15 protein-coding genes are annotated in these 18,098 nt (G+C 70.0%); 7 read left to right on the plus strand and 8 right to left on the minus strand.

Annotation, left to right across the window (positions count from 1 at the left end; all coding sequences use genetic code 11):
- Positions 1–53 precede the first annotated feature (53 nt).
- The 4 genes from DMC61_RS40155 to DMC61_RS40170 all read left to right on the plus strand — a co-directional run bounded on the left by DMC61_RS40155 (position 54) and on the right by DMC61_RS40170 (position 5,253).
- Entirely contained in the window at positions 54–2,570 is a 2,517-nt protein-coding gene (locus DMC61_RS40155; protein ID WP_125695657.1) for a hypothetical protein, read from the plus strand.
- Positions 2,567–3,811 (plus strand): type VII secretion-associated serine protease mycosin, encoded by a 1,245-nt coding sequence (gene mycP, locus DMC61_RS40160; RefSeq protein WP_125695658.1) that lies wholly within the window; start codon positions 2,567–2,569, stop codon positions 3,809–3,811. Before DMC61_RS40155 ends, mycP begins: the two co-directional genes overlap by 4 nt.
- Before the next feature lie 97 nt (positions 3,812–3,908).
- Positions 3,909–4,559, plus strand: coding sequence for a LuxR C-terminal-related transcriptional regulator (locus DMC61_RS40165; protein WP_125695659.1), 651 nt, complete (start codon positions 3,909–3,911; stop codon positions 4,557–4,559).
- A 28-nt stretch (positions 4,560–4,587) separates the two neighbouring features.
- Complete coding sequence (locus tag DMC61_RS40170) at positions 4,588–5,253, plus strand: response regulator transcription factor (RefSeq protein WP_199750223.1); 666 nt, start codon at positions 4,588–4,590, stop codon at positions 5,251–5,253.
- Between the two features lie 189 nt (positions 5,254–5,442).
- Here DMC61_RS40170 and DMC61_RS40175 read toward each other — a convergent pair whose 3' ends face one another.
- A complete protein-coding gene (locus DMC61_RS40175) occupies positions 5,443–7,635 on the minus strand; it encodes a BTAD domain-containing putative transcriptional regulator (protein WP_125695660.1) in 2,193 nt (730 codons plus the stop codon).
- A gap of 674 nt (positions 7,636–8,309) precedes the next feature.
- Here DMC61_RS40175 and DMC61_RS40180 point away from each other — a divergent pair.
- Positions 8,310–8,645: a hypothetical protein gene (locus DMC61_RS40180; protein ID WP_125695661.1), complete on the plus strand. Its 336-nt coding sequence runs from the start codon at positions 8,310–8,312 to the stop codon at positions 8,643–8,645.
- 66 nt (positions 8,646–8,711) lie between these two features.
- Here DMC61_RS40180 and DMC61_RS40185 read toward each other — a convergent pair whose 3' ends face one another.
- On the minus strand, positions 8,712–9,128 hold the full coding sequence (locus DMC61_RS40185) for a cold-shock protein (protein WP_125695662.1): 417 nt from the start codon (positions 9,126–9,128) through the stop codon (positions 8,712–8,714).
- Positions 9,129–9,207: 79 nt separating this feature from the next.
- Complete coding sequence (locus tag DMC61_RS40190; RefSeq protein WP_125695663.1) at positions 9,208–9,660, minus strand: hypothetical protein; 453 nt, start codon at positions 9,658–9,660, stop codon at positions 9,208–9,210.
- A 442-nt stretch (positions 9,661–10,102) separates the two neighbouring features.
- Between DMC61_RS40190 and DMC61_RS40195 the strand changes: the two genes are divergently transcribed.
- On the plus strand, positions 10,103–11,419 hold the full coding sequence (locus DMC61_RS40195; RefSeq protein WP_148106758.1) for a LuxR family transcriptional regulator: 1,317 nt from the start codon (positions 10,103–10,105) through the stop codon (positions 11,417–11,419).
- Between the two features lie 2 nt (positions 11,420–11,421).
- Positions 11,422–12,714 (plus strand): helix-turn-helix transcriptional regulator, encoded by a 1,293-nt coding sequence (locus DMC61_RS40200; RefSeq protein ID WP_125695665.1) that lies wholly within the window; start codon positions 11,422–11,424, stop codon positions 12,712–12,714.
- 91 nt (positions 12,715–12,805) lie between these two features.
- Here DMC61_RS40200 and DMC61_RS40205 read toward each other — a convergent pair whose 3' ends face one another.
- From DMC61_RS40205 to DMC61_RS40225, 5 genes are read right to left on the minus strand one after another with little or no spacing between them, the layout of a single operon-like run.
- Entirely contained in the window at positions 12,806–14,071 is a 1,266-nt protein-coding gene (locus DMC61_RS40205) for an acyl-CoA dehydrogenase family protein (RefSeq protein WP_125695666.1), read from the minus strand.
- Positions 14,068–14,790, minus strand: a complete 723-nt coding sequence (locus DMC61_RS40210; protein ID WP_158634176.1) for an HAD family phosphatase — start codon at positions 14,788–14,790, stop codon at positions 14,068–14,070. The genes DMC61_RS40205 and DMC61_RS40210 overlap by 4 nt, the downstream gene beginning before the upstream one ends.
- Positions 14,787–15,866 (minus strand): polyprenyl synthetase family protein, encoded by a 1,080-nt coding sequence (locus tag DMC61_RS40215; RefSeq protein WP_125695668.1) that lies wholly within the window; start codon positions 15,864–15,866, stop codon positions 14,787–14,789. The genes DMC61_RS40210 and DMC61_RS40215 overlap by 4 nt, the downstream gene beginning before the upstream one ends.
- A gap of 16 nt (positions 15,867–15,882) precedes the next feature.
- A complete protein-coding gene (locus DMC61_RS40220; RefSeq protein ID WP_233595107.1) occupies positions 15,883–16,380 on the minus strand; it encodes a nitroreductase family deazaflavin-dependent oxidoreductase in 498 nt (165 codons plus the stop codon).
- Complete coding sequence (locus tag DMC61_RS40225; protein WP_125695669.1) at positions 16,377–17,978, minus strand: GMC family oxidoreductase; 1,602 nt, start codon at positions 17,976–17,978, stop codon at positions 16,377–16,379. The genes DMC61_RS40220 and DMC61_RS40225 overlap by 4 nt, the downstream gene beginning before the upstream one ends.
- Positions 17,979–18,098: the final 120 nt, after the last annotated feature.

Here is an 18,098-nt window from a genome sequence, read left to right on the forward strand (position 1 = left end):
CGGACCGGACACGGCGCCACCCGGCGCCGGAGCTGGAAAGCTGGAGCGAGAAGATGGCTGAAGATTCCGCGGCCGCGCTGGTCGCCGACCGCTGCGGGGCGCACCTGCTCGTGCGGGAGCGCCATGAAACCGTGGACCACGCGGGACGGTTCGCGTGGCCGCCCGTCGTGGACGGGCAGTTGTTCGTGCTGGTCTCGCCGGTCGCCGCCAGAAATCCTTCGGTCTTCGGTGTCCTCCCGGATCTGGTGGGGGTCGCCCGCCGGGAGACCGGCGCCCTCACCGTCCGGATCGGGCTTCCCCGGCTGGGCGCGCAAACGGCGATCGCGCAGCGGCTCGCCGACCGGCTCGGCACCGACCTGTTCGCCGCGGACGGTGGCTTCCTCGACCGGCCGGGCGCGGCCCTGCTCGCCGGGCACGGGACCGGCGGTACCGGCTGGCGCCTGTTCCGGCCGGGGCAGGGGGCCGAGTTCGGCGGGATGCGGCATCCGCGGCCGGGGTGGGAGACCGCCGTGGCGGCTCAGCCGTTCGTGCGGGGGCCGGTCGCGGTGGATCCGGTACCCGCCGGGCTGGTCGTCCGCGACCTGCGGACGACTCCCACGAAGCTGTCCGACCCGGTGGCTTGGATTCCGGTGGACCCTCGCGCGCCCCGGGTGTTCGTCGGCGGTCAAGGGGTGGCGCCTTCCCCCGCGTCCGTCGCCGAGGTGCTCCGGTCGCTGCCGGAGTCTTTCGTGCTCGTCCCAGGGGAACCCGCGGTGGCGGGTTACGCGTGGCTCGCGGAGACCACTCTGCGCCTGGGCCGGGATCTCGTGATCGTTCCGGGTGGGTTCTCGACCGCGGGGCCCGGGAACCGGCCGCCGCGGACGCGGTTCCCGTCGTTCGCCACCTTTCTCCGCCAGCCGATGGGCGGCGGGGACCAGATGGTCCTCGACGTCGTGCCCCCTCCCGCCGGTTGGGAGCGGGTCGGTCCCAGCACCTACCGGCTGGATGACGTGCGGGCCGACGTCGTGCCCTCGGGCCTGGTCGTCCGCTCCGGTGCGGCGGACCCGGCCTCGACCGCGCTGCCCTTCGACCCGGCCGGCTGGACCCTTCAGCTGGGCACCCCCGGATCCCGGGTCGACCGCGCTCTTCTGCACGCGGTGGAGAAGCTGCTGTCCGGGCTGGACCCCGCCCTGCGGGCACGCGCCAGGTTCCGCGTCGCCGGCGAGCCGGACGACTCGACCCGGACGGTCCTGTCCCGACTCGCCGCGGCGGGCGGTCCGTCGACGGCGAAGGCCGCACCGCACCGGAATCCGGCGCCCGTCAACCCCGCCCCTGCGCCCACCGCTCAGGCTCCGGCCGCCCCGGCGGCGGAGCCGGTCACGCCCGCCGCACCGCCGAACGCGCCGGCGGTGCCGAGCGTGGCCGCGGCGGCGAGGATCGCGACGATGTCGGCGATGCCCATTCCGACGGTCTCCGGAATGCCGGGCACCCGGCCCGGTCCCGCCGAGGAGGCGCCTCCGGCACGCAGGGAGGAGTCCGCTCCGGCGCCGCCCGCCCACCCGCGGCCGGTCACCCCACCGGCGACCGGCGGTCCTCCCGGCGCGCCGGAGCCGTCGCCCTACCCGCCCGAACCGCTCGTGCCGCCCGCCGCGCAAGGCTCTCCCGGACTCGCCGGGCCCGATCCGGCGCCGGGTACGCCGCCCGTCCCGGTGGCGCCGCGGCGCGACCCGCTCTCGGTGGCTCCGGGACCGACGCCGCTGGCGGTCGCCGACCGGGGCAGCAAAGCGACGGAGCAGGCCAGTTTCACCGCGGCGGCGGGGCACGACTTCAGCGAGGCGCTGGCCACCGTCAACGCGGCCCTGGCGACCTGGCCATCGATGCGGCAGGACGATTCGGCCGGGGTGAAGGCCGATTACGCCGCGGTATGCCTGTTCCTTGGCGAAGGCCGTGGTGGAGCGCAGGCGGTCAACGGAGCGGTCCGGTCCGGCCAGGAGAACGGCTTGCCCGGCCAGCTCGAGTGCCTGTCCTCGGGGATCCGCCGCCTGCCGATGCACCGGCGGCCGGTCCTGCGCCAGAGCCGGTCCGACGAGCCGGTCGAACCGGGCTCGGTCCACGTCGAGCCCGGATTCCTCACGGCGAGTCTCGACCTGGACGTCACGGTCACCGACGCCGCGGTCGATGTGCTGATCTGGCCCGCCACGGCCCGGCGCACCACGGAGCTGCTGGGCCAGCGAACACCGGACGAAGTGGTGTTCGGTGCCGGAGCGCGGTTCAAGGCGCTGGCGGTGCGCCGCGCCGACGACAGCGAGGATCCGGACATCGAGGGCCCCCGGGCCCCGCGGATCGCGGTCCTGCTGCGCGAGCTGGCGCCGGGCGAGGTCCCCGGCGACACCACCGAACTCGACGAACGCGATCAACGGGCGCTCGGCAAGCTCGACGCGGTGCTGGCCCGGCGGCGGAAGAACGCCCTCCGGCTGGTGGACGGTCCCGGGGCGGTCGCCCGGCTGACCAGCCCACTCGTCGAGTGGGACGCCGAGACCATGGTGACACCGGGACGAGCGGGCGGGCATTCGACCGTGATGGCGTCATGAGACCGCCGCGGTTGCTCGGAACGACGGCGAGCTTGGTGGCCGTCGTCCTCCTCACCGTCCTCTCCGGCGCCCCGGCCTCCGCCCAGCAGCCTCCGCAGCCGCTGCCGACCGACCAGAAGGGCTGCCTCGGTCCGCCTCAAGGGACCGAACGGTCGGCGCCGTGGGCCCAGCAACGGCTGGCACCGGAACGGGTCTGGCCGCTGACCACCGGAGCCGGGATCACCGTCGGCGTCGTCGACTCGGGGGTGGACGGCGGCTCACCACAGCTTTCGGGCGGGAAAGTCACCGCCGGGGTCGACGTCACGGCGCCGGGTGAGCGCGCGGACACGGACTGCTACGGCCACGGTACGTTCGTCGCGGGGATCATCGCGGCCTCGCGGGACTCCACCACCGGGTTCGCCGGTGTCGCGCCCGGCGCGTCGATCCTGCCGATCCGGTGCGCCAAACTAGGCGAGGACGGCTCCGCGCCGGTCCTGACGGCGGCGTCGCTGGGCGACGGCATCCGGGCGGCCGTGGACGGCGGCGCGCGCGTGATCAACGTGTCGGCCAGCACGACGGTGGACGATCCGAAACTGTCCAGCGCGGTGTCGTACGCGGCGAATCGCGACGTGGTGGTGGTCGCTTCCGCGGCCAACAGCGCGCAACAGGGCGATCCGGTGACCTACCCCGCCGCCTACCCCGGGGTCATCGCGGTGGGGGCGATCGACCGGGATGGCAAGCACGCCGACTTCTCCCAGACCGGGTCCTTCCTGTCGCTCGTCGCCCCCGGTGTCGGGGTGACGAGCATCGGCCCCGGCGGGCCGGGGCAGTGGCAAGGCACCGGGACGAGCTATTCGGCGCCGTTCGTCGCCGGTGCCGCGGCGCTGGTGCGGGCCTATCATCCGCAGCTCAGCGCGGGCCAGGTCAAGCATCGGCTCCAGGTGACCGCCGATCCGCCCGCGGCGGCTCGTCCCGATCCCGGGCTTGGCTGGGGCACGGTGAACGTCGTGGCGGCCGTGACCAGGGTGCTCCCGGAAGAGGCCGGTGTCCTGAAGCAGCTGGCGAGCCCGCCGCCGATGAGTCCCGTACCCGATCCCGAAGACGAGGGGAACGGCCGAGTGGTCGCGGTCCTCAGCCTGGTCGTCGCGGTGGTGCTGGCCCTCGTGCTGGTGCCGGCGCTGCGGCTGATGCGCGGCGGCCGGGAACGGAACTGGGCGGTGCGGCGGACGGTGCGCGTCCGGTCCCGTGAAACTGGTCCTTGAGAACCAGCCGCCGGTGCGCCGGTCGGGCGATAGAGGTCAAGTGAAGTGTGCGAGCCCAGGCTTTCCTCACTGGTAAATCAGTCAGAGGGAGGCAGTCGTGGAGAGCGCCGAGGTCTTGGTGCACGCGCCCGACCCGTTCACGGCGACCGGCGTCCGCACTCTGCTCGAACGGTCGCCTCACCTGCACGTTCGTGTCGACGACCCCGAGCAGGACCGGGTCGACGCCCCGGACGTCACGGTGGTGGCGGTGGAGGGGGTCGCCGGCGTCGAGGTGTTCGCCTACCTCCGGCGGCTGCAGAACCGGCTCGGTGCCGACGCGGCATTGAAGTGTGTGGTGGTCTGCCGGGAGTTCCGCGCCGAGGACATCCTCACCGCCGTGGAATGCGGTGTGGTGGCCTTCCTGCACCGCCAGGACGTCACCAACACCTCCCTCACCGCGATGGTCACCGCGGTCAGCAGGGGAGCGGCGTTCCTGCCGGGCTCCCTCCAGGGCACCCTGCTCGAACGGTTGAACTGGCTGCGGACCGAGGTCCTCGATCCGGAGGGGCTGACGCTGTCCGGCCTGGAAGACCGTGAACTCGCGGTGCTCCGGCTCATAGCCGACGGCTACCAGACCGAGGAGATGGCGGACCTGCTGCCTTACTCCGAGGGCACGATCAAGAACGTCCTCTACGGCTTCATCAACCGGATGGGACTGAATTCGCGGGCGCACGCGGTGGCGTACGCCTTCCGGACAGGCGCGATATGAGGCGCTCCAGGTGATTCAGGAGCAGCGGATGTCGCATTCGGACAACAGATACAGCGAGCGGGAGGTTCTGGTGAAGACGGTACGGGTAGGGGTTCGTGCGTTCGATGCGATCACGCAGGTGGGGCTGACCAGCTACTTCCGGTCGCGGCCGGAAGTGGAAGTGGTGGACTGCGCGGCGCTGACCGCGAACGACGTGCGGGTGGTCCAGGCCGATCGGATGTCGTCGCAGGTGGTGGCCGAGCTCAAGCAGTGGGCGGGCGAGGTGGCCGTGCCCACGGTGCTGGTGACGAACGAGTTGCAGGAGCACGAGGTGATGACGGCCGTGGAATGCCGCGTGGTGGCGGTGTTGTCCCGCGAGCAGGTCTCCGCCGATCGGCTGGTGGAGGTGGTGCGCGCGGCGGGATCCGGTCGTGGGGCGCTGCCCCCGGACCTGCTGGGACAGTTGCTGGAGAACGTGCGGCGGTTGCAGCGTGACGTGCTGTCCCCCAGAGGGCTCGGAGCGGCCGGACTGACCTCGCGGGAGGTGGACATCCTGCGGTTGATCGCCGACGGTTTCGACACCGCGGAGATCGCCGAGGAACTCTGCTACTCCGAGCGTACGGTCAAGAGCGTGATCTACTCGATGACGAACAGGCTGCACCTGCGAAACCGCCCGCACGCCGTGGCGTACGCCCTGCGAGCCGGCGTCATCTGAGCCCGAGGAGCCGTCGCGCGCTGGGGGCGCGACGGACATGACGGGCCCCGGGTGTGGTGAAGGAGCGACAGGAAAAGTCGAGGACCACGAACACCGCCGGACATGAAGACAGCCCTCCTCGCCAATCGGCGAAGAGGGTCTTTGCGCGTTGCAAGTACCGCGTTCAGAGGACGAAACGCGTGTGCGGGGCTACGGGGGTTCGGGACGGCAGGCCAATTCCGGCGGCAGGCGGTCCCTGAGACGGCCTTGGGCGCCGTCAGGAACGCCGTCCGAAATCCGTTGCGGTGGTATGTCGGGTGACGAAGGTCCCGGATAGCCGTGGGCGAACCCGCCGGTCAGTCCTCTATGGACACTTTCGGGATGTCCGCGTTCGCCTGCCATCGTGCTCGGTGCCGAGCTGACCCACCGGACGAGCCGAAGCGCGGTCTTCGCCGATTCCGGGGCCAGCGTGTGTCCATTGCGGAGCACCCAGTCCCGCACCCACGAATCCACCGAGGTCGGTACGGCCTCGACCCGGTCGGCGACGTGATCCACCTCGGTCCCGGCCGCGTCGAGGGCTTCCGCGAGCTGCCGGTGAAGCGCGAGCCGGATCGCCTGCGGCATCGTCGTGTGGAAAGCCTGGCGGACGGCGGGTTGCCGGAATCGCAGCCCCTTCCCGGTGCGCGCCAGCAGTCCGGCGTCGACGAGTTCGTCCACCAGACGCGCCACCTCGGCCGCCGGAAGCTCGAGGACCAGCGCAAGGTCGCGCTCCGGGAACTCGGGGCCGGACAGAGCCGCCCAGCGCAACGCCTCCTGGGCGCGCGCGGACAGGAACGCCAGCCGGCGTTTGATCACCTGCGCGGCGGAGACCGGCAGCGCGGGCCGGTCTTCGCCGTCCGGCTCGGTGAGTGCGCCGTGGGCCCGCCAGGCGTCGACGAGGTCGGTGAGGATCCGGGGGTTTCCCGCCGCTGTCCCGGCGAAAGCGACGACCGCGGGCTCCGGTGACGGTCCGGCGAGGACGGTCAGGAGGTCGGCCGCCTCGTCGTCGCGCAGGTCCTGCAGCCTGAGGGATTCCCCGGCCTGATCGCGCAGTTCGCCGAGAGCCGCGCCCGCGGTGAGCGGACGATGGGAACCGATGAGCAGCAACGGTGACCGAGTGGTCAGGTGGACCAGCTCCCGCCAGACCGACAGGCCCGCCGAATCGATCCACTGTAGATCGTCGGCGAAGAGGATCAACGGCGCCTGCGCGCAGAGTTCTCGTACCAGCCCGATGATCGATTCGGCGTCGGCCGCGGAATTCCGGTCACGGGGGATCTTCAGGGCGTGTGCGAGCGCCGCGCGGCGGGGATCGGCCGCGGTGAGCCGCACCCCCAGGCAGTCGAGGACCAGTCGGAAGGGCGAGGCCGGGCTGAATTCGTCGGCGACGCCGATCCCCACCGCGCAGCGCGCGTCGGCGAGGGCTTCCGCCGCCAGCGCGGACTTGCCGACGCCCGCCGCGCCCTCGATCCACAGCACACCACCGCGGCCTTGCTCGACCCCGGTGATCGCGGACCGGAGCCGGGAGAGTTCGGCGGCCCGGCCGACGAACTCCGTCGCGCGCAGGCGCGCCAGCCCCGAGGTGTCACCCGTCTCCATCGGCCACAGCGCCGGGTCGTCCGACCGGATCTGGTCGTAGCGGGTGGTGAGGGCGGAACCCGGTTCGGTGCCGAGTTGTTCGATGGTGATCGCCCGTACCGATTCGAAGACCTCCAGGGCCTCCTCACGGCGGCCGCTCCGGTAGAGCGAGAGCAACAGAAGGTCCTGCAGATGTTCGCGCATCGGGTGCCGCGAGGCGACGTCACACAATTCGGTGGCGACCTTTGCGTGCTCACCGAGATCCAGCAGCGCTCGCGCGCGTTGCTCGACGGCGTCGAGCCGGAGTTCCTTCAATCGCTCGCGTTGCGCCGCCGCGAACGGACCGGGCAGTTCCGCCAGCGGCTCCCCGCGGTACAGGGCGAGGGCTTCGTCGAGCGCGGCGATCGCCCCGGCGGGATCGGCGTCCCGGTAGCGGCGACGAGCTTCTTCGCGCAGGCTTTCGAAGCGGACCATGTCGATGGCCTCGCCTGGAACGCGAAGGCGATAACCCGTCGCGCTCGACTCGAGGACCGTCGGAGTGCCTGGATCGGTTTCCTGCGCCGCGAAGAGCTTCCGAAGTGCCGACACGTAGGTGTAGATACTTCCGTTCGCGCTCGCCGGCGGATGCTCACCCCAGACCGCGTCGATCAACTCCGACCGGGTGACGACCTGATCGGCGCGCAACGCGAGAACGGCGAGGACCGTGCGGCGATGGGCCGGCCCCAGGAGGATCTCTTCGTCGCCATTCCAGACCCGGACCTGGCCGAAGAGAGCGAAGCGAAATCGCATGACGGCCTCCTTGACGCTCGGGGTATTGGTCCGGGAAACGGTGGACGACTATCGAAGTGGCTGGCTTTCACAGGGACTTTCCACCCCGCCGAGGCCGGTGTCGAGCGCGGCGCGGGCCCTTCGGGGAACTCTGCGGTCCATCCACAGGGGTGCGCCGCCCCGAAACCCCGCGGAGGGCGCGAGACGGCTTGTGGGAACGGTCTTGGCGGGCCGTCAACATGCCTTCGAGCTGCGGTTTCTTGCTTCCGCGTCACGTCGTGGCGACTGCTCTCACGTGATGATCGGCCTTGGCTGTCAAGTGACCGCCGAGGGCTGTCGTAGGCCTCGGCGGGGAGCGGTCGGCGCATTGGACGGGATCCGCGGGCACTTTCATGAATACCGGAAATCGGAAAATTCGGAGCGGGGTCCCGTCATTTCTTACCGGGAAGAAAAGTGAGCGGGTCGGCGTATTCGTCCGACCGTGCCGGGAATTCGCCCGCGCTGACCGGCGCGCGCCGAGCAAACCTTGTGACACCAGGGAGTGAACGTCCACAGTGGGCGGCCTGGGTGCGGAAGGGCAGAGTCGTCCGTCATTTGTCTTGTGATCAGGTCGATTCCACTGAACGGCGGTAGTGTCGACAGTGGAATATGACAGGATCGTCGGGATGTCCGAGCCGCCGAGAAGGGGGGATGTCGTGGTGTTCGAGGATGACCGCCGGAGTCACGCGGAACCGGGGGAGAGGACGCCCTGTCCGCCACCCGATACCCGGGAAGACGTCTTCCGTCCGCAGCTGGAGCTGGCGAGTCATTTCGACGAGTACGTCGACCAGCTGGCCGGCCTGGTGGTCGTCCAGCCCCGGGGCGAGGTCCGGGACTCCTACATCGACATCCTGGTCGGCCTGAGCAACGCCGCCGAGGCGTTCCGGCGGTCCGAGGCGGGTGACGCGCAGGAGGCGGCCGAACGGCTCCGGTCCGCTGTGGACCTGCTCAGCAAGGCACGGACGGATGGATTCGTGCTCGTCCACGCCTGACCGCCCTTTCGGGCGAAGTCCTTTGCCGAAAAGACCCTCTCGCGCGCCAGGCTCGATTCTTCGCCGTCAGGCTTCCACCCAGCCGTGCTTGTGCGCCAGGTGGACGAGCTGACGCCGGATCAGCGTGATCTGCTCGCCGGTGACACCCGGCGCGGCACCGATGAGCGACTCGGTGACCTCGTCGAGGAATTCCTTGACCGTCAGGACGTCGCACAGGCCGTCATCCTGGGCGCTCGCCGCCGCACTCCGGCGCGCGAGGTCGCCGGCCCCGCCTTCCGGGGACTCGACGAGGTCCACGCGCGACGCTTTCAAGCCGCGTTCGCTCTCCAGCACGTCGAACTTCACCGACACACCCGGCCCCAGCAGCCGTTTGTCGAAGGTGAGCGCGTTGACGTGGACGAACACATCCTCGCCACCGTTCTCGGGCGCGGCGAAACCATATCCTCGGATCTCGTCGAAACTGACGATTTTTCCTTCGGGCACGACGAAAATCCTCCGGCTGTTCGATGGGTGTCCAGGGGCGCTCGGGCAGGCCGCGGGGGCTGGTCCTGGCGCCGGGTGATCAGAAGCCGCGCTCGCCGCCGTCGGACGTCTCGGTCTTGCGGGCGAGCAGGATCGGCAGGGTGTACTCCGGTTTCGGCTGCTGATCCGACCGCTTCTTCCGGGCGCCGCGATCGAGGATCAGCAGGAGTGTGCCGCAGATGATGCAAACCAGTTCGGTACCCGTCGCGCAGTATTCCGCGAAGGTGCTGAAGTGGTCCCGTTGAGCGAAGACGCCGACGGTCTCCGCGATGGCGTACGAACCGAGGGTGGCCACCCCGAAATCGACGGCCAGCCAGGTCATGAGCCGATGGCGCCACGCCAGCAGCCCGATGGCGATGAGCGGACCGGATATCGCGTTGAGGAGGAACAGGGGAGCGAGGAAACCCAGTCCTTCGATGGTCCAGAGGTAGAAGTGGACGCCGGAGGAACCCAGCAGGCCAATCACGACGGCGATGCGCAAAGCTGCTTTCATCGTGAACTCCTTCGATCCCTCTGCTCCTTCGCTTCTTACCACGGAGCCCGCTCGTCGTCCGGAACTCGTTGCGCCGGGTGGGACGATCGCCGGTCGTGGACGTGGGAAGGCGCCCTGCACTTGAGACATGTTTCGACCGCATTCTGGCACTTCGCCAATGTCCGATGGCTCTCTACCGCGGCCGCTGCCAGATCTGGTGAGCACAACTGCCTTTTCTGACACGGGTTTTCCGTATTCCCCCTCCTGGCCGGGCGCCGTGGTGGCGATGTAATTTCGGGTGAAATCGTTGTCCCGACCGGCTCGCGCGCGGCCTCGGCCCGCATTCCGGGAGATACGCTTACCTGTCTTGTGTTCTTGGACGGCAACGCCAGGGGTGATCATGGTTCGGCGCGGGAACGGCCAGCTCCGGACGAGGGAGCGAGCCGACACACCAAGCGGTGGCTTGGATCTTCGCGGCGTCGAGGGGTTGTGCACTTCGGAAGTCGAGGCACGGCTGGACGTGGTCACCCCCGGACTGACCGCCAGCGTGCCCTGGCTGATGGCCGGACAGGACACCGGGCCCGCCCCGGACGTGCCCGCCGGGCTGTGCGCCTCGGCCAAGTCGGCCAGAGAGATGACACGTGGCAAGGACGTCGGCCTTGCCGTCGCGTGGGCGGAGGAGGCGCTGGACGAGGCTCCGTGCCGTCACGACCCGCTGTGCGTGTGGCGTGCCCTCGTGACACTGGTGAGCGCCGGTGAACTGGTGACCGTGGACGAACAGTGCGCCCGGCTGGTGGAGGACGTCGAGCCGGGGCCGTTCACCCGGGCGCAACGCCGCAGCATGATGCTCCGCGCTCGCGCGAGAGTGGCCCGGCACACCGGCGATCTGCCGGGCGCGCGACGGATCCTCGGCGAGCTGATCGAGTCGGACGTGAGCCAGAACGTCCGGCTGCTCGGCGTGTCCTGGCTGGTCGACGTCCTGCTCGAAGAAGGGGCGATCGACGAAGCGGTGGACCTGATGGCCGACAGTGGCCTCGATCGGGCGGCGCAGCAATGGCTGATGTGCCGCCCGATGCTGTTGTCGGCCCGGGCGGCGGTCCGGCTGGCCATCGGCGACGCGGACACCGGTTTCCAGGACTTCCTGCAGGCCGAGCGCCTGTTCGAGGGGCAACGGATGTCGAACCGCGCCATGCTGCTGTGCCCGACGCAGATCTCTTTGGCCGCCAAGGCCGCGCGGCGGGACGAACTCGCCGCCCGGATCGCCGGTCAGGTGCTGCTCAGGGCTCGTGGCTGGGGCGAGCCGAGGGTGCTGGGCATGGCGCTGAGCACCCTGGCGACGGTCGAAAACGGGCCGGACGCCTGCGCGCAGCTGACCGAAGCGGCCGAGCTGCTCGAAGTCGGCGGTGCCCGCAGCGAGCTGATCACCGTCAACCAGGAGCTCGCCCGGCGCTTGGCGGCCCGCGACGACGTCGCGGGGGCACGCTGGCGGATCGGCCAAGCCATGGGGATCGCGAAGGAGATCGGAGCGCACGGCAGGGCGCAGAACCTGCGCGCCGAGTTCGGCGGCATGACCGACTCGGTGCGGTTGACCAAACAGGAGAGCAGGGTGGCCTCGCTGGCGAGGGGTGGCCATTCGAACGAACAGATCGCCGGAAAACTCGGTCTTTCACTGAGAGGCATCGAGTTCCATCTGTCCAATGTGTACCGGAAACTGGGTGTGCGGGGAAGGAGGGGGCTCCGCGACGCGCTCGGTGAAGAAGCAGCCGGTCGGCAGATGTGACGGTGCAGGGTGAGCGAGAGGACGAGATGTTCGAAGAAGCCGGATCGAAAGAGCCGGTGGCCGGTCCGGTGGATCCCGTCGGTGCCGTGCGGACCGAACTCGAGCGGCTGGTGGCCGACGGCCGGTGGTATCTCGCCGGGCACCTGGTGCGGATGCTGTCGGCCCAGCACTCACTGTCACGTCCCGTCACCGGCTACGCTCAGTTGGTGCACATCGCCGGGGCACGCTTCCTCGCCGGGCTCGAACAGGACGGGTCACGGCACGCTGGGCGCGAGTCCAAAGAGGTGCTCCGGGTGGTGCAGGCCCTCAATCGCGGCCGCCAGCGGGGTGAGGTGGTGCGGCTGGCTCGGGCGCCGCTGACCTCGGAACATCTTCCGGGGCCGGCGAGGATCTGGGTCGGTGTGCTCGCCCTCGCCTACGCGGGGCACCTGGCCGACGCACGTGCTCTGCTGAGGCTGGCCGAGGACACCCGCGGCGCGCACGGCACCGCCGTGACACGGTCAGGTCTCGCGCTGCTGCGGGCGAGGGTGGCGTCGTGGGGAGCGGGGCGGGAAGCCGCCGCGGAAGCGATGAAGGAGATCCTGACGGGCAGGATCCCGGCGGAGCTCCGCAGCCTCACCGTCGCGTGGACCGTGTCCGCGTCGGTGGCGGCGGGCGAATTCTCGCGGGCACGGGCTCTCCTGCGTGAACACGACTTCGACGGCCCGCTGACCGATGTCGCCGACGAAGCGGAACTCCTCTTCGCCCGCGGCGGACTGCATCTCGCCACGGGTAAGCACGAACTCGGTTACGACGACTACAAGGCCTGTGGACGTCTGCTGCTCAGCCGCTCCGTGCACAACCCGGCGGTGCTGCCTTGGCGCGCCCACGCGGCGCTCTGCTCGCATGTGCTGCAGCGGCCCGTGCTGGCCGCCTCCCTCGCCTCCGCGAGTGTCATCGCGGCGCGCCGTTGGGGTGCCAGGGAAACACTCGCCATCTCGTTGTACGCCTCCTCGACCATCGCCGCGGATCGCGACGGCGCGCCGCGCCGCGACGAGCACGGGGATTTCGGCGGCGTCGTGCTCCGGCCGGAGTTCACCGCTGTACTGAACGACCTGTGCGGTGTCACCGAGCACGCGCCGTTGACCGACCCGGAGCGTGAGGTGACCGAACTGGCTCGCGCCGGACTGCGCAACAAGGAGATCGCCGAACGGCTGTCCGTTTCGACGAGAACGGTGGAGGCCAGGCTGTCCAAGGTGTACCGCAAACTGGGCGTCACGGGCAGGGACGGGTTGCGCGGCATCTTCACCCTGTGATCAGACGGACGACACACGCGATGTCCATCTGATCACGTGTGTCGTCCGTTCAATCACGTGTGTCGTCCCCCTGATCACAGGCGTCGCGGGGTCACCGGAGGTGGGCGGCGCCGATCAGGGCCAGCAGGTCGTTCTCCCCGTCGGCGACCTTGAACGATTTCGCGTCGCGGAGCAGCTTTTCGGGATAGAAGACCTCCCCGTCGGGGAGTTCGACACCGTCGAGGCGGGTCGCTCGCGCGCCGCAGAGCTGGATCGCGAGGTCGCACACCTCGAAGGCGGTGTCCGTGGTGAACACCTTGCCGGCCGCGGAATGCGCGAGCGAACCGAGGCCGCCGGCGTCGGCCTGACCGTAGTTGTGGGCGTAGACCGCCCGGTTGAGCGCGCGGGCGGCTTCGAGCCGGGTGAACATCCGGAACAGGCGCAGCTGGACGGATTGGTGTTCACGCAAGGGTTTGCCGCCTTGGACACGATGCCCGGTGTAGCTCAGCGCGCCTTCGTAGGCGGCCCGGCCCGTGCCGAACGCCAAGAGCGCCATCGAGACACTGGCCAGTGCGTGCGTCGCGTGCATCGCGATCGCGTAGGCGTTCTCATCGATCAGCAGGTACTCCTTGGGCAACCGGACGTCGGTGAAGGAAAAGCCACCCTGGTTGAGGGCACGGAGCCCCAGCTTTTCCAGCGGAGCTCCCCGGGTGACGCCCTCCTGGTCCAAGGGGACGACGAAGATACCGCCCTTGGCGAGGCTGTCGCCGTCGAGCGTGCAGCAGACCAGGGCGTGGGACGCGGTCACCGCGCAGCTGATCCAGTCCGCTTTGGTCCCGTTCAGCACCCATTCGTCACCGTCGAGGTGTGCCCTGGTGTCTCCGCCGCCGACGGTCAGGGGCGGGGTGTGCGCCGCCATCATGTCGGAGCCGTGGTTCGGGTCGGTGATCGCGAAACAACTGGACCACGACGGCTGTTCCCCGGTGTAGTAGGGACGGCTCAGCTCGTCCACGAGCCGGGGACTGCCGAAGTTGTAGACGAACTGGAAGACCAGCGGGGCGATGAACAGGCTGGTAGCCAGTCCGGCGTCCCCGGTGGCCAATTCCTCCAGGACGAGGAATTCCTCGAACCGGGTCAGGCCGAGCCCGCCGAACTCGGCCGGGGCGGTCAGAGTGAGGAAGCCCGCCTTGCGGGCCTCAGTCATGAACTCGAAGTACGGCGAGCCGGTCGCGACCGCTTCGGCCGCGGTCATCCGGTCCAGCCGGTGGCCGATCGGGGCCGCGTACTCCCGCGCGAACACCCGGGCACGGTCACGCCACTCCTTCGCGTGCTCGCTGATCGTCAGGTCGAGTTCGGTGTACGGATCCCGTCGGGTCATTTCTCCTGCTCCTTCGGTCGGTTCAGGTCTGCGAGCACCTCGGAGCAGGCGGCCAAGATCGTTTCACGATCGACGACGTGCCAATCCCGGCCGCTGCTCAAGGCGTGAAGTTCGTCGTCGGGTTCGAACGCGAAGGCGGCGCCCGCGTGGGTGAAGACCTCCGCGTCGATTCCGCCGTTGCCGACGGCGACGGCGACGCCGCATTCGACGTCGCCGCCGGCCGCCAGTTCCCGGACCACCGCGGCCTTCCCCCCGGGTAGCCCGGGGGTGCTCAGGAGTTCGCCGGTGAACCGCCCGCCCGATTCGGCCAGGCGGGCGCCGTACCCCGAATGCAGCCCGAGGTCGTCCACCGCCTCCCGCAGCGGGAGGTCGGAATTGCCGGAGACGAGGACGATCCGGTAGCGGTACCGTTTGAACAGGTCGATGAGCTGCTCGGCGAAGGGGAACAGCTCGTCGCGGCACGCCCGCCAGGTCCGGGCGGCCGTCTCCCCGGCCTCGGCGACCGTCGCACCGCGCAACGCCTTCGCATAAGCCTGATAGGCCTCGGTCATCGCTTGGCGACGCGAATTCCCGCCGGACGCGTAGCCGCGGATCGCCCGCAGACAGGCCAGCCCCTCGTCCTTGTCGCAGACACCGTCCTCGATGAGGTCCTCGAGGAAGCGGGTGCCGAGAACACCGCGCAACAGGGTGCCGTCCAGGTCCAGCACGGCGTATTTCACGATTCGCGCTCCACCAGCAGCGCGGCGAGGTGACGCAGATCGGCGGCCGCGGAAGGCGGCATCGGCGAGGTGTCGAGCACGGCGAGGGCTTCGGCGGTGCGGTCGGCGATCATGTTCTCCACCATCGCCGGGGCGCCTGTGCCCTCGATGACCTCCAAGACCCGGAGCGCGTCCTGCTCACTCAGCCGCGGGTCGCCGACGTGCTTCTCCAGCAGCGCGCGCCCGGCGGTGTCCGTACGCTGCGCGGCCAAAGCGAGCAGAACCGTGCGCTTGCCCTCGCGCAAGTCATCGAAGACAGGTTTGCCGGTCGTGGCCGAGTTCCCGAAAAGGCCGAGAAGATCGTCCCGCAACTGGAACGCGTCCCCCACCGGCAGGGCGAACCGGCTGAGCCGATCGAGCAGGTCGGAGTCCGCGCCGGCCAGCAGCGCACCCAGCTGGAGCGGACGTTCGACCGTGTACCTCGCCGTCTTGTACCGGATGACGGTCAAGGGAGCGCCGTGGTCGTCGAGGGGGTTGAGGCAGGTGAAAAGGTCCAGGTACTGGCCGTAGTGCATCTCTTCACGCATCTGGTCGACCAGTGAACAGACGGCGGAGCGACGGCCGGGTGGCAGGGCCGCGCCCGTGAGCAGCTCGGTCGACCACATCAGCGCCATGTCGCCGATCAGGATCGCCGCCGCCTCACCGAAGCGCCGCGCGTTCCGGGCCCGCGGATACCGGTCCGCGATCGAGCGATGGACGCTCGGCCGGGATCGCCGGGTCGCGCTGTCGTCGATCACGTCGTCGTGGATGAGCGCGAACGCCTGGTACAGCTCGAGCGCCGCCGCCACGTCGACGACCGTGTCCGGTAGCCCGGTGCCACCGGCGGCCCGCCATCCCGCCGAGCAGAGCATGGGGCGTAACCGTTTGCCGCCCGCGGTGACGAAATCCCTGAGTGTTTCGGGAATCTCCGGACTGAGACCCCGGCAGGCGGCGTCGTCCCGTTTGGCTTCCAGGAAGAGGGCGAGCCGGGTCAGGACCCGCTCCCGGACCTCGTCGAAATCCAGGGACCGGCCGGTGTGTTCCGTGTAGACGGTCATGGGGTGACTCCTGTGCTCACGAAGACGGTGCCTTGTCGAGGGCGAAGATGCGGAAGCTCCCGCGCCCGCTGTTGTCCAGGTAGTCCTGATAGGCGGGGCCGTAGCTGGTGATGAGCAGCCACTGCGCGTCGTGGTCCTCGCCGGTGAGCAGTCGCGCGGTGACCGGGAGGACCTGGTTGCCCAGGGTGATGGTCGCCCTCGGGTCGGCGAGGAGGTTTTCCGACCACGCCGGATGCTTGCGGTCGCCGAAATTCGACGCGACCACGGCGTAGGAGTCGCCGTAGGGGGAGAAAAAGAGCGGCGAGGAGTACTGCTTGCCGCTACGACGGCCGGTGGTGGTGAGCAGCAACGTGCCGGCGCCGGTGGTGCCGCCGAGGCTGAACCTGCCCTTGGTCCGTTCCAGCAGGAAGCGATCCGCGGGCACCAGCACCGTGCGCATGAACGTGATGAACCAGCGTTTCGGGGCGACGCGGATCATCGTTTTCCAGAGGATGGCCTGCACTCGTTCTTTCATGACGAAAACTCCCGGATGATGAGGTCGGCGGCCCGCTCGGCGAGCATGACGGTCGGGGCGTGGGTGTGCCCCCGGGTGATCCGTGGCATGACCGAGGCGTCCACGACCCGGAGGCCGGCGACCCCGCGCACGCGCAGTTCCGCGTCCACCACCGCGCCCTCGTCCGTCCCCATCCGGCAGGTGCCCGCCAGGTGATAGACGGTGTCGGTGTGCGCCCGGACGTGCTGCTCGACGCTTTCGGCGTCGTCGGGGTCGAGCGCCGGATACCAGGAGTCGCCGACGTACGGCGCGAGCGCCGTCGTGCCGAACATCCGGCGCGCGATCCCGACACCCTGGGTCAGGCGCCGCAGGTCATGGCCGTCCGGGTCGGAGAACGTGCCGAAATCGATCTCCGGAGCGTCGGCCGGGTCCGCGGACCGGAGCCGGACCTGCCCGGAGCTCTCCGGCCGCAGCAGCACGACGGCGATGGTGAGCGCGTGATCGGGTGGCGGGTCGATTCCGTGGTTGACGAAGGCCACCGGCAGGAAGCTGATCTCCAGGTCCGGCGCCGGTTGCTCGGGGCCGCTCGCGAGGAAGCAGGCGGCTTCGGCCACGTTCGAGGTCAGGGGGCCACGGCGTTCGGACTCGTAGAGCGCGGCGGCGGCCGGTTCGCCCGCGGACGCCAGTGTGACCGGTTTCGGGCAGTGGACGATCAGCGGCGTGAAGACGTGGTCCTGCAGGCCGAGCCCGACACCCGGGGAATCGGCGACACAGTCGATGCCGTGCTCGGCGAGCTGCGCCGCCGGACCGATGCCGGACAGCATCAGCAGCTGGGGCGAGTTGACGGCGCCCGCGCTGAGCACGACCTCACGACGCGCGGTGAGCGTGACCTCGTCGCCGTCCGGGGTCAGGGCCTCGACTCCGGTGGCGCGTCCGTCGGTGACGACGATCCGCTGGACGTGCATCCTGGTCAGGAGCTCCAGGCCGGGATGCCGGAGGGTGCGCAGATAGCCGTCCGCCGCGCTCCAGCGTTCGCCACGACGCTGGGCCGTGGGGATGCGTCCGGCCCCGGTGTGGTCGCCTCCGTTCACCCCGGCGGACCGCGGTAGCCCGAGCTCGTCGCAGGCGTCGAGGAAAGCGGGCGTCGCCTCGGATTCGCCACGTACGTCTTCGACGTACAGCGGGCCCTCCGAGCCGTACACGCCCGCCTCGTCGTCGCCGACGCGGCGTTCCGACCGGCGGAAGTAGGGTTCGACGTCCGCATAGGACCATCCCTTGGCGCCCGCCTCCGCCCAGCCGTCGAAGTCGGCGCGATGACCACGGGTCCAGACGTTGGCGTTGATGGACGAGCAGCCACCCAGAACCCGGCCCCTGGGGACTCGGATCGCTCGTCCGGCCAGGCCGGGTTGCGGTGTGCTGCGGTAGTCCCAGTCGGCTTCGCTGCCGAAGAGAGCGGGGAACGCGACCGGGATCTTGATCGCCGGGTTGTCGTCGGCACCGCCGGCTTCGACCAACGCCACGGTGACGTCCTGCTCGGCGCCGAGTCGGGCCGCGATGGCGCATCCGGCAGATCCGGCGCCGACGACGATGTAGTCGAAGGCGTGTGCTGAGTCCGTCATAAGGGATTTCCCTCCATCTGGCCCTCGTCGGGAAGAGGATGGGCTGTGGCGGTGTGTCTGCGGGTATAGGCACTGCTGGTTTACCGGATCACGTTCGCCCGATCGTGGCGGGCTGTGTGA

The sequence above is a fragment of the Amycolatopsis sp. WAC 04169 genome (assembly GCF_003947535.1).
GTDB classification, from domain to species: domain Bacteria; phylum Actinomycetota; class Actinomycetes; order Mycobacteriales; family Pseudonocardiaceae; genus Amycolatopsis; species Amycolatopsis keratiniphila.

Excerpts from the sequence above, each read along its gene's own strand:
- DMC61_RS40155 (WP_125695657.1), top strand. The coding sequence starts at position 54 with ATGGCTGAAGATTCCGCGGCCGCGCTGGTCGCCGACCGCTGCGGGGCG.
- mycP (WP_125695658.1), top strand. The coding sequence starts at position 2,567 with ATGAGACCGCCGCGGTTGCTCGGAACGACGGCGAGCTTGGTGGCCGTC.
- DMC61_RS40170 (WP_199750223.1), top strand. The coding sequence starts at position 4,588 with ATGTCGCATTCGGACAACAGATACAGCGAGCGGGAGGTTCTGGTGAAG.
- DMC61_RS40175 (WP_125695660.1), bottom strand. The coding sequence starts at position 7,635 with ATGCGATTTCGCTTCGCTCTCTTCGGCCAGGTCCGGGTCTGGAATGGC.
- DMC61_RS40190 (WP_125695663.1), bottom strand. The coding sequence starts at position 9,660 with ATGAAAGCAGCTTTGCGCATCGCCGTCGTGATTGGCCTGCTGGGTTCC.
- DMC61_RS40205 (WP_125695666.1), bottom strand. The coding sequence starts at position 14,071 with ATGACCCGACGGGATCCGTACACCGAACTCGACCTGACGATCAGCGAG.
- DMC61_RS40215 (WP_125695668.1), bottom strand. The coding sequence starts at position 15,866 with ATGACCGTCTACACGGAACACACCGGCCGGTCCCTGGATTTCGACGAG.
- DMC61_RS40220 (WP_233595107.1), bottom strand. The coding sequence starts at position 16,380 with ATGAAAGAACGAGTGCAGGCCATCCTCTGGAAAACGATGATCCGCGTC.
- DMC61_RS40225 (WP_125695669.1), bottom strand. The coding sequence starts at position 17,978 with ATGACGGACTCAGCACACGCCTTCGACTACATCGTCGTCGGCGCCGGA.